Source organism: Siphonobacter sp. SORGH_AS_1065, assembly GCF_030818595.1.
In the GTDB taxonomy this organism is placed as follows: Bacteria; Bacteroidota; Bacteroidia; order Cytophagales; family Spirosomataceae; genus Siphonobacter.
In genome coordinates, this window is the sequence record NZ_JAUTAM010000010.1 from 82,933 (window position 1) to 88,932 (window position 6,000).

The 6,000-nt window shown below is 33.2% G+C and carries 6 protein-coding genes; 4 read left to right on the forward strand and 2 right to left on the reverse strand.

The genetic code is table 11. From position 1 onward, the window contains the following. Nucleotides 1-296: 296 nt before the first annotated feature. Together QE390_RS24700 and QE390_RS24705 are read right to left on the reverse strand one after the other, a co-directional pair. Nucleotides 297-920: a DsbA family protein gene (locus QE390_RS24700; protein ID WP_307144378.1), complete on the reverse strand. Its 624-nt coding sequence runs from the start codon at nucleotides 918-920 to the stop codon at nucleotides 297-299. A gap of 360 nt (nucleotides 921-1,280) precedes the next feature. Then, entirely contained in the window at nucleotides 1,281-1,688 is a 408-nt protein-coding gene (locus QE390_RS24705) for an Rrf2 family transcriptional regulator (RefSeq protein ID WP_307144379.1), read from the reverse strand. A 1,677-nt stretch (nucleotides 1,689-3,365) separates the two neighbouring features. On the opposite strand from QE390_RS24705, the gene QE390_RS24710 reads away from it, so the two are divergent. The 4 genes from QE390_RS24710 to QE390_RS24725 form a co-directional block, all read left to right on the forward strand. Continuing rightward, on the forward strand, nucleotides 3,366-3,926 hold the full coding sequence (locus tag QE390_RS24710; RefSeq protein ID WP_307144380.1) for a DUF4840 domain-containing protein: 561 nt from the start codon (nucleotides 3,366-3,368) through the stop codon (nucleotides 3,924-3,926). Nucleotides 3,927-4,012: 86 nt separating this feature from the next. Then, entirely contained in the window at nucleotides 4,013-4,537 is a 525-nt protein-coding gene (locus tag QE390_RS24715) for a hypothetical protein (RefSeq protein WP_307144381.1), read from the forward strand. Between the two features lie 400 nt (nucleotides 4,538-4,937). Further along, nucleotides 4,938-5,498 carry an RNA polymerase sigma factor gene (locus tag QE390_RS24720; protein ID WP_307144382.1) on the forward strand — a complete coding sequence of 187 codons (561 nt, stop codon included), beginning with the start codon at nucleotides 4,938-4,940 and terminating at the stop codon, nucleotides 5,496-5,498. Further along, on the forward strand, nucleotides 5,495-6,000 hold a 506-nt coding region (locus tag QE390_RS24725; protein WP_307144383.1), incomplete at its 3' end, for a hypothetical protein. The genes QE390_RS24720 and QE390_RS24725, both read left to right, overlap by 4 nt.

A 6,000-nucleotide genomic window follows, 5' to 3' on the forward strand; every position in this document is an offset into this window, starting at 1 on the left:
TCGTTTTTTAGCAAAAGCAGTACTGATAGACCTTGTAAGTCTTGGCATGAAAATTCTATCACACTTGAACATTCTGAGTACTTGATAGACGCTTCACAGCAGGGGGAGTAAGTTTGCATATGTCATGATCATGTATCCTTTCATGTTGGAAACTGTAAGCTGAATTACTGGTGTATATCGGTTTTATGCTGATTCAGGATGGCGAAAAAAATTAGCTTATCAGGTATCGCTCTAGACGAATATAAAGAATACAAACAGCCCTTCTTTCCAAGGTTAAGGGCTGTTTATTTCTACTCTTACTTTAAAAGGCTTACTACCCGGGCTTTTAGTTCTTCATAAGGAAGGTACCCCTGTTCAAGTAGGTACAGTTGGTCGTCCTTTTCAGCCAACATCGTCGGATAAGAACGGGCATAACTAGCTGCCTTTTTAAATACGTCCTGCGTCATTTGCTTGAATTCGTTTGTTTTGAAGAAATTTAAAAATTGGTTTTCGTTGATTTGAAGCTTTGCAAGTATCTCTGTGTAGGTTGAGTCCAGATTATAGTCTTTGCCATGAAGAAATCTTGCTTTTAGCACTTCTACCACAAAGGGCATGATTTGATTCGGAGCAATCATGCTTACCGTCACAATGGCTTTTGAGGGTATTTCACTATCTAATACCACGTCATGGCGATTCTTTATGAAGTCCAGGTAAGCGGATCCAAATAATACGCCAGTATGATGAGTAATGGAGGCATCATGCTTTAAAAAGTAATTCATCATGGCCGTAGACTGGATGCGAGTATTTGCTCCCGACCACATGCCACCTGGCAGTACTTCAAATTCTACCTGCTCTTTGAAATCTTCAAATAAACGTACGGTATTGTCGATATTTCCATAGCACCAACCACAGATTGGGTCCATGACATAAATGATTTTCATTTTTCAGACTTTTGTTTAAGTGCATGTCGTGGTGAACGACTTCACATGTGATTTAACACTGTAATAGGCTACAGTGAAACGGCAGCCCATATACTGGAGATTTTCGATCTCATCGACGGCTAGGTCTTCTATCTAAAAATACTTCCACCTTTAGCATTATAGACCGGAGTACCTAATCCGAGAGTATCCTTTTCTTTCGCCGCAAGTACCTTGATACATTTCAATGGCTGGACTCAAAAAGGTCCAATCCAACTCTTGCTTGTTTTCTAATCATTCAGGCAGCAATTGATGCAACTTTCATCATCATATTTTTAATTGTGTTTACTGTAATAATAATTATTACAGTATTGGGTAAAAAAATTAACTGAACTTTTTACTGAAATCTTCGACTGTAATTTTTCCGATCTGTTTCAAAAAAGCAGCATCGGCCGAGGCAAACAAATCGGTCAGATGAGTATTGATTTGTTTACCAATGGGGCAATCAGGATTAGGCGTGTTGGATCGTCCGAGCACAGAGGATATGTTTATTGACCGATACACCTCAGATAAGGGAATTTTCGAAGCAGGTTTGCCTAAGCAATACCCTCCCCCTTTACCTTCTTTACTCTCTACAAAGCCATACGCCCGAAGATTGCGGATCTCTTTTCGAACCACAGCCGGGTTAATATTGATACTATTCGCGATAAATTCAGACGAAAGTAATTGCTCCTTATTAAGTTGAAGCAGGGTAAGTATATGTAACGCTGTAGCAAACCTTACGTTATTCATAACTGTAATATTTTTTATTACAGTACAAAGTTAGGTGATTTTTATGTAATAGTTGATTCCATAGGTTAATTGAGTTGAAAACCCCAATCGTGAGTAAGTATTCCCGATTGGAAGTAAACATGCCTGCGTAGAAGTGACTTTGTACAAAATCAGTTGAACAATCTAAAATTAAATGATTGAATAGATTTTTATCTCATAACTGTGCCAGACCAAAGGGTGAATAAAAGGGGTCAGACGTTGCCCTGTAAAGGTTAGTTTACCTAACAATCAAAGAAATGGCTCAAAAAGTAGTCCAAAAATCTATTAAAAATTACAATCACCTCCGGTTACATCGTAGCTATGGATATCTAACCGCACCGGCAGCCTGGTACTGTTCAAGCTCATCGAATAAAAGTTAACTACCTAAAAATAAGAAACTTATGAATCTTTGAAACAACAAGATAGTCAATACTCTGAAGCGAATTTACCTGTTTAATTTGCCCCAAGATTGTCAACTATTTTTAGTATGATACGGTAGCGGCTCAAATACGTTGATAAGCAAAAAGAACTGGTCTCTTGATCAAGGTAGTCATTGTAAGCTAGGGCGGCTACGCTACCAAGAATCCGAAGTTCACTGATTTTAACCTGATTCCTTGCATTTGAGGGAAGGGATACGAAGTGGGTTATCCAAAAAACGAAAGCAACGATTTGACCACTGAAATGATCCTCCGCCACCATAACCACCACGATTGTTTTTTCTGCCTACGAAGATCTGGCTTACATCGACTTTCAGAATGATGTTTCGATTCTTAAAAACAGGATTGACTAGAATGACATGGCACTTTCTAAATGGCTAATTTCAGCACGCAAGCGGTATCGCAAACTCCGCTGCCATTGAGTACTAGTTTACTAATACGGTTTCTACATGTGGATTGTGAGCTTGATCCCACAATCGCAGCAGACATATCATTTGATAATAATACTTTGACCACGATGCTGACAAGCATTGCTTTTAAAACGATTACATGGATATTAATTCAACACATTTGTCCCTCTACTGCATCCCGCAAACTATTAATATTCCATAAAATACCTTCGAGATCCATTTAAAACAAGCACTTTATTCCCTTTAGTACATTGAAATGCTATTACAAGTAGACTTGGGCCAATGTATACTTACCTAGTGCTTTTAGTTAGAGTCATGCCTCTCTCAATAAAAGATCTAATCATTAAATAAAAAGTCTTGCAAAATATTATGAATTGATGTTCGAAGAAACTATACGTAAGCTAATTCATTAATAGGAAAATAGATTATATATTAAAAATACAAACAAACTGTAGTTAAGACAAGCATCCAGGCTCAAATAATAAGTAAAGATATAATATCTATACATACAAATAGTATATTCTTAAGATCGACTAACAAATCTTCTTTAAAGCATAGCTATCCAATAGTTAAACCTAGGTTAACTATTTAAAAATAATCTATTGTAACGTGTAAAATGAGTGAGCTGATGGGCCAAATATTAAAAATTCTACACAAAGGATCCTGGATAAATTAAATCATAATATACTGACTATCAGTTAATTAATTATTTATTTGAAAAAAATATTTTTTTTTATGCAAGATATCGTTCATGAAAGTATTTACAATCAAACAAACAAATTATATACATCTTACTTAATTAAAAGAGAAACATGAAAACGTTGCCATTGTACAAAACCTTATTTACCTTATTAACGCTTGTCGGATTATTCTTTACTTCTTGTAAAAAGGATGATGGCTTTTACATCAATCCTGGTGATACTAAAGTTGTAGTAGGAGAATATTCGGGAAGTGTAAGTGTACAAGGTAAATCGCCTCAAGCAACATCCATAACTATCAATGATACTACTATGATCCTCAAAGATATTCCAATGTTTGAAATCATTGCTTCGGTTATTAAAGATACGAATAAGGCTCAGGATGCTGTAAATAAAATAGGTAAGCAAAATCTTGAGATTGGGTATACCAGTATTCTTGATGAGAACAAGAACATTGAATTTATTAATTCTCCTAAAACCATAACTTTCGATATCCAAGAGGATGGAAAGACTAAAAAAGTGGTTGTAAGTTATAAAACAAAGGACTTACCCATTTACAATACAAAAACCAAAAATTTAAATTTTGATATGGAAACTTCTCAAATAACTGTAGACGGTCAGGTTATGAGTAGTGCTTCTATAAAGTTTACCTATACTAATCTGATTAAAAAATAAGACAGTTTAGGCATTGCAAGATCGTAAGTTAGTACCCTTGTAATAATCAAGTTCATTGCACTCGTAAGCATTTAATTAATAAAACCATGAAACCGAAAAAAGTATTAGGTCAATCTATTGTAATAATGGCAGTAGTTATGTCTTGTTTAAGTTTAGAAGTGTATGCATCAGTGGGAAGAACTGTAAGTAACAGACCTTTTAAAGCAACATTACTAATGCTTAGTGATGTCAAAGCTAATATTCCAATTCCTTACCGCGTAGCGAAACATTATTTTGCAAAAAACAATGTAAATCATAGTGAATATAAGAAAATTGATAATCAAACTGAATTTGATAATCTTTTTGGCTCAGCAACTACTATGCATGAGACACCAACGAAGATTAATTTTAGCAAACAATCTATTTTAGCTTTAGTAGGGAAAGAAACGGCGTATGATACTGAACTAATTCCTGAATCGGTAATGAAATTAAGTAATGGTGATGTTCAAGTAAGCTATAGAAAAAAGGTAAGTAAAGTAAAACAAACCAGTACAAGTATACCAGTGTTACTATTAGTTGTTGACAAGACAGAAAAAATTCTTGGAAAGATGACCATACATCAGATCAAATAATAAATACTCATACTTTACTATTTGATCAAGCATCATGATAATCCTTAATTAAATAGTAAAGTATGAGTATTTGTATAAAGATAAAATTTGGCAATAATTTGTTATTTCATTTATTATTAATTACCTGATGTAATAACAAATTATTACTAAATTTATTATAGTACTGATAAAGGGTTATCACATCATTTTATTTTTTTGTGAAAAATATTTCATTGATAAGATATTATAGGCGTAATCAAGTAGAATTACATTTATTTACTTTAGTAACTTATGTCCATATAAAGTACTAGCTATGGATAATGACCATGAGAGAATTTAAAATATCCATCATCTAATTTTAAAATTGCTTTAATGCATATCCGTCTAACGGTTCGAGTAACATATATTTATTGTAAAATCGATGATAAAGGAGGAACATAAAGAACGAGAACTAGTAGATCGTTTACTATTGAAAAATCAAGCTAGTTGGAAAGAGCTGTATAATCTTTATGCTGCTAATTTATTCACGGTATGCTCTCGCTACGTTAGAGAAAAAGAGGATGCTAAAGATATATTACAAAATAGTTTTATAAAAATGTTTCATTCTATTACAGAATTTGAATATAGAGGAATAGGTTCTTTACGAGCTTGGATGTCTAGAATAGTCATTAACGAGTCATTAAAACATATAAAAAAATACGCTAAATTGGACTTTACCACTGAATTAGGAACTTTAGCTGATACAGTTACTGATGAAGAGCCTGATTTAGAGCAAATAGATGAATCAGATCTACTTGAACTTATAGCGACTTTACCTATTGGATATAGAACTGTTTTCAATCTATACGTTTTTGAAGAAAAAAGCCATAAAGAAATTGCTAATTTGCTAGACATTGCTGAGAACTCTTCAGCTTCACAATTTCACAGAGCAAAAAGTCTGTTAGTTCGTAAATTGAAGAATCATAAAAGAAGTGCAATATGAATGAAAAATGGTTAAATAAACTACGCGATAAGCTCGATGGATATTCAGAAAATCCACCAGAAGACTTATGGAAGGATATAGAAAAAGAACTTTTTAGTTCCCCACGTAAAAAGGGAATATTCATTAAGTATAATAAATATTCCTTTACAGTATCTAAAAAACATATTTATACCGCAAGCATAGCTATCTTATTTTTTTTAATTTTAAATGTAGCTTTTTTTAAAGAATACATTAACCAGACTAAATCAATCTCTAATCCCATTGTAGCAAACAATACTACTCAAAGTAATGATGATTATAAACGCAAGAAAAGTATTAAAGATCAAGATTATAACAATGACAATACTGTACTTAGCAGTTCTATTGGCGAATATAATACCATAAAACATTCTGATTATTATTCATTGGATAAAAAGCAAATCATTGAAAAAAAACAAATATTGGATGATTTAAAACAAGTTGCTATTAATGATTTTACTGCTTTGATTAAACAACAGACGGA